This window comes from Bartonella sp. AD24XZML (assembly GCF_042196485.1).
In the GTDB taxonomy this organism is placed as follows: Bacteria; Pseudomonadota; Alphaproteobacteria; order Rhizobiales; family Rhizobiaceae; genus Bartonella.
Genome location: NZ_JBHIQH010000079.1, coordinates 1 through 3,433 on the forward strand (window position 1 = coordinate 1; position 3,433 = coordinate 3,433).

At 36.3% G+C, this 3,433-nt stretch carries 6 protein-coding genes; 2 read left to right on the top strand and 4 right to left on the bottom strand.

Annotation, left to right across the window (positions count from 1 at the left end; genetic code table 11):
* The 4 genes from ACFIMX_RS07630 to ACFIMX_RS07645 all read right to left on the bottom strand — a co-directional run.
* Positions 1 to 437: DUF1376 domain-containing protein (locus ACFIMX_RS07630; protein WP_375694277.1), on the bottom strand; the 437-nt coding region annotated here is incomplete at its 3' end.
* Entirely contained in the window at positions 430 to 906 is a 477-nt protein-coding gene (locus ACFIMX_RS07635; RefSeq protein WP_375694278.1) for a crossover junction endodeoxyribonuclease RuvC, read from the bottom strand. The genes ACFIMX_RS07630 and ACFIMX_RS07635, both read right to left, overlap by 8 nt.
* 127 nt (positions 907 to 1,033) lie before the next feature.
* A complete protein-coding gene (locus ACFIMX_RS07640; protein ID WP_375694279.1) occupies positions 1,034 to 1,468 on the bottom strand; it encodes a hypothetical protein in 435 nt (144 codons plus the stop codon).
* Between the two features lie 15 nt (positions 1,469 to 1,483).
* Positions 1,484 to 1,729, bottom strand: a complete 246-nt coding sequence (locus ACFIMX_RS07645; RefSeq protein ID WP_375694280.1) for a helix-turn-helix transcriptional regulator — start codon at positions 1,727 to 1,729, stop codon at positions 1,484 to 1,486.
* Between the two features lie 100 nt (positions 1,730 to 1,829).
* Here ACFIMX_RS07645 and ACFIMX_RS07650 point away from each other — a divergent pair, with 100 nt between their 5' ends.
* Both ACFIMX_RS07650 and ACFIMX_RS07655 read left to right on the top strand, forming a co-directional pair.
* On the top strand, positions 1,830 to 2,432 hold the full coding sequence (locus ACFIMX_RS07650) for a S24 family peptidase (protein ID WP_375618830.1): 603 nt from the start codon (positions 1,830 to 1,832) through the stop codon (positions 2,430 to 2,432).
* A 79-nt stretch (positions 2,433 to 2,511) separates the two neighbouring features.
* Entirely contained in the window at positions 2,512 to 3,129 is a 618-nt protein-coding gene (locus ACFIMX_RS07655; protein WP_375618834.1) for a S24 family peptidase, read from the top strand.
* Positions 3,130 to 3,433 lie beyond the last annotated feature (304 nt).

The following is a 3,433-nucleotide window of genomic DNA, read 5'->3' on the forward strand; positions in this document are numbered from 1 at the left end:
TGATTTTGCTTAGCGTTTGCTTCAGCAAAAAAAATGTTTTGCTTGTCATTTGCTTCAGCAAAATTATTAACATGTTGTTTTATATTGTTTTTTGCTTGTGCACCTTTTTTACCAGCTTCACTACGAACTTGTGATATATGCTCTTTTTTATCAGCAAAATCGTTTAGCTCTTCTTCAACGCGTGTATTCCACAATCCATTATCTGTCTCAATAACTTTATCATTCCTCATTAAATATTCGACGATAGTTGCGAATTTTTTTCGTGAACAATTGCAAGCGCGTGAAAGCGTTTCAAAATCTTCTTTAATTGGTGCTTTCTTATCGTACATGCGTACAATAAGCGTTATATAAACGCCCCGTTGTTCCAACGTCATCCCATCTGTACCACTTATCCAGTCATACAAATGAAATCTTATCCACGGCATACCATTAGACATGCGCATCCCCTTCTTTCATTAAATATAAAATTGCCAAAGCATCTGCTTCGTTGTTGTCACAAGGCGCGTGACCTTTTGCACACATTGCCTTAATCATTTCTTCTTTTGACGCATTCCCTTTGCCTGTCATTGCTTTTTTAATCGTACCAACGGGAATGCCTTCATACGGTATCTGATGATGTTCACACCAAGCTGTTAATGTTGCTAGAAAGCCCCCATAAACATGAGAAGCGTCTGTACCCACATGCCGACGTACCTCTTCAAAATACACCGCATCAATTTCATCAACAGACCTCTTTAATTCAGTAAGCCATTTCTTAAAGCGCAAGTAACGCATGCCACCGCCTTCAAAACGGTGTGATTGAAAATGTTCTGTATCGCTTGTGATAAAACCATCTGCATCACGAAGCGCCCAGCCAGTCTTAGTCCCTAGATCAAGACAGAGAATGGTTTGTGCATTAGTGATCATAATCCCCCCTTAAGGCTCTACGTATTTATATGCGTGCTATGACAGAGTGTGTTGTGACTGCTTGTCTTGAAAAAATGACTGTAACAACACAAACCGACCTCATAGACTTTAAATAAAGTGGATTAACTTAATTCAGACGCACACTACACGCATCATTTATTAATTTGATTTCTTCTTCTCTTTTTTTGATGAGGTCATCCCTTAAGAAGCCAAGATTACTTTCGACTAAAGCTGTAAACAAAAGTAGCTCATTTAGGCGATGAAAAGATGACAAATCTTGAGAAAAATAATTATCAAACCAAGTTGTAAAAGCTTGCGTAAAGGCAGATGAAAACCATTGTTTAAAATCATCGTACGGCAATAACGGAAAATAATTTCTATCATCACGCGCAAAAATATTTTGCAGTATATAGATAAGATAACCTGTTGATGAGGGATCTATGCAACTTTCACATGTCTGATTAGGCGAGCGAACACCATAATATATGTCTTCACGTCCAATCTTATTAACAAGATTAATCAACTTGACTTTACTTATAGTGATATGCGGGACATCTATCATCTATGATCTTTCTTCTTAAGAGTGTGAATGGTGCTGCTGGTGCTCGTTATTATCTGTAGGAGCAGGTGTGAAAGCAGAACTAGAGCCAGAACATCCTTGCAGTTCTTGCAGCTTTAGATAATTCTTTAAAGATAAACCTTTTCCTTGTTCCCAACGACAAACAGAGGCTTGCTTAACGCCTAAAATGTCTGCTAATTCCTTTTGTGTTAGCGATAAACACTTTCGGATAGATTTAATCTTGAATTTTTCCTCTGTGTCCATTTGAGTTAAGTCCTTTATTTTAACCATATACGCAATTGTATAACATAAATTAAAAAAAACAATAGATTTTTTTTAATTTAAAAATCATAAGTAACTAATTATGACGAAAAATATCATTGCTACATTGCAAGTATTGCAATCTGAATTTGGTCTCAGTCAAAAAGATCTTGCCGATAGACTAAATGTAACCCAAGCAACCGTATCAAGATGGTTAGGAAATGAATCAGATCCTAGAGGTTCACACAGAGACGCAATTTTAGAACTTTATAAAAGCTTAAAGGGTTATAATCAAATTACTACACTTGTTCCTGTTATGGGATATGTAGGAGCAGGATTAGAGATTGACACCGATGTTGAGCAAATCCCAGAAGATGGGCTTGAAACAATTGAAATACCATTTGATTTGCCTTTTGAAGCAATAGGTTTTGTGGTTCGTGGAAATTCTATGTATCCTGTGTATAAAGATGGTGATTTAATCGTAGTTAAACATCTGCAAACAAAGCCAGTGAGCGATTATTACGGTGATGAAGTCATTGTTCTGACAGAAGATAATAGGCGATTCATCAAACAAATTACTCGCTCTTCAGAAGGCATTGTACTCAAATCATGGAATGCAGATCCCATTAAAAATGTTAAGATAAAATGGATTGGGGAAATAATTTCAATACTGCCACGTAAAGCTTATCGCTTGCTTACGAAATAATTCACAAGTCAACCTTGAATTCTCTTATTTTGAAGATGGCATTTAAGTGAAAATGCAAAAAATAGTGGATAATGTACAAATGACTTATTTGCCAAAAGATAGACTTAAAATAGCGCGTAAGAATGCTGGATATACGACACCAAGTGAAGCTGCGCGCACTATACCAGCTCTTAATCAAAATACCCTAATTAGTCACGAAAATGGAAATCGTGGTATTTCGCGTCAAATAGCCGAGCTCTATGGACAAGTATTTAATGTAGATCCGGGGTGGATTTTGTATGGCGAGTCTCCTCAAGAAAATCCTAATCTCAATATAAGTATTCCTCTCGTTTCATGGATTAGCGCTGGAGAACTAAGAGAGCAAGATGGGATAATGGATTTTTCAGATTATCCTATGACAGAGGCTGTTAATCTTCCTGCCGGTGAATGGATTGCTTTACGTGTAGATAGCGCATCTATGAATAAAATTAGCCCTCCAGATTCTATAATATTTGTAAATATGCGAGACAAAAAACTTGTGCCTAATGCCTGCTATGTAATTGCAGATGAATCTGGACAAGCGACATATAAACGATACAGACCTAATGATGATCCTCCTTTTCAGCCTGCTTCATACGACAAAACAATAAAGGCTCCAAAACTTGAAGGCGCTATCTCTATAATAGGTCGTGTACGGCGCACTATTCTTGATATGTAAACACAATACGATTTTCTGTTCACGTTATCAATGAGATTGCCATCAACAGATTGAAGCGAGTTTGATTGATTTTTATCAGTAAACCGCACATTTACTGATTCTAAAATCAACTTTTAATTCCATTGCTTGTGAAGATGGCATTTAAGTGAAAATGCAAAAAAAATGAAATATATGTGATTTTTTTCTTGCTTATATTTATACATTTGCGTATAAGTAATTATACAAACCACGCACAAACAATTGCCAAGAGGCGTTAGGGAGGAGAAATTATGGAAAATCCAATTCTTATAAATTCTGATGAAAT

Excerpts from the sequence above, each read along its gene's own strand:
- ACFIMX_RS07635 (WP_375694278.1), bottom strand. The coding sequence starts at position 906 with ATGATCACTAATGCACAAACCATTCTCTGTCTTGATCTAGGGACTAAG.
- ACFIMX_RS07640 (WP_375694279.1), bottom strand. The coding sequence starts at position 1,468 with ATGATAGATGTCCCGCATATCACTATAAGTAAAGTCAAGTTGATTAAT.
- ACFIMX_RS07645 (WP_375694280.1), bottom strand. The coding sequence starts at position 1,729 with ATGGACACAGAGGAAAAATTCAAGATTAAATCTATCCGAAAGTGTTTA.
- ACFIMX_RS07650 (WP_375618830.1), top strand. The coding sequence starts at position 1,830 with ATGACGAAAAATATCATTGCTACATTGCAAGTATTGCAATCTGAATTT.
- ACFIMX_RS07655 (WP_375618834.1), top strand. The coding sequence starts at position 2,512 with ATGACTTATTTGCCAAAAGATAGACTTAAAATAGCGCGTAAGAATGCT.